The 830-nt window shown below is 54.3% G+C and carries 2 tRNA genes; both read left to right on the forward strand.

Annotation, left to right across the window (positions count from 1 at the left end):
* Window positions 1–133 precede the first annotated feature (133 nt).
* A tRNA-Ile gene (locus E8M79_RS18270) sits at window positions 134–210 on the forward strand.
* Between the two features lie 164 nt (window positions 211–374).
* Window positions 375–450: transfer RNA gene (locus E8M79_RS18275), tRNA-Ala, on the forward strand.
* Window positions 451–830 lie beyond the last annotated feature (380 nt).

The following is an 830-nucleotide window of genomic DNA, read 5'->3' on the forward strand; positions in this document are numbered from 1 at the left end:
CCAAAACTGCGGAACACTCGCCGCCTTCGTTTCTCTTTCTTCACAAGCGACGTATTCACGCGTCAGCGTTGGGTTCCTGGATAGGATCCTGGCGTTCGCCAGCTTAGTTGCCGGCACTCTGGCGTGATCCAGAGGGCCCGTAGCTCAGGTGGTTAGAGCGCACGCCTGATAAGCGTGAGGTCGGTAGTTCGAGTCTACCCGGGCCCACCATTCTACCGAATGGTTTTATGTTTGCCTCACGGATCGTACCGGTTCCGTCATGACGCGGCTAAAGCCGCCGCTATGACGCAACCTGATCCTCCGGCGGGCGCCAAGCGATTGGCGAGGTCCTCGCTCTGTTCGTCCAGGATGACTGGATGAAAAGGGCAAGAAATGGGGCCTTAGCTCAGCTGGGAGAGCGCCTGCTTTGCAAGCAGGATGTCGTCGGTTCGATCCCGTCAGGCTCCACCATTCTTTTACTGGAACCAGGCGGTTGATAGAACCGCGCACCGAACACATACGTCGCAATGATAAGAGACAAGTTTGGATTTTTTGCCGCTTCGGTGGCCAAGAAATCCGGATCTTTCGACATCGTAAAGAGATGCTTTTTTGTCCCGTTTGACCCGCACCCCGGGGAGGAACAAGAAATGCACGTGAATTCTGGTTAATTTGATCTGACCGATCAAGATGCCAACGCATGTTCTGCGTTGGCGCCACTGCAGTGATGCAGTGGATTTCACAATCCCGACGACTGAGACATCTGCCTTCAAGAGGGGCGGGTGTTGTTGATGTTGCGGGCATTGATAATGAGAACGATCAAGCGTCTTAAGTGCATTCAGTGGATGCCTTGG

Origin of the sequence: Devosia sp. FKR38 (assembly GCF_005222805.1) — a bacterium.
GTDB lineage: Bacteria > Pseudomonadota > Alphaproteobacteria > Rhizobiales > Devosiaceae > Devosia.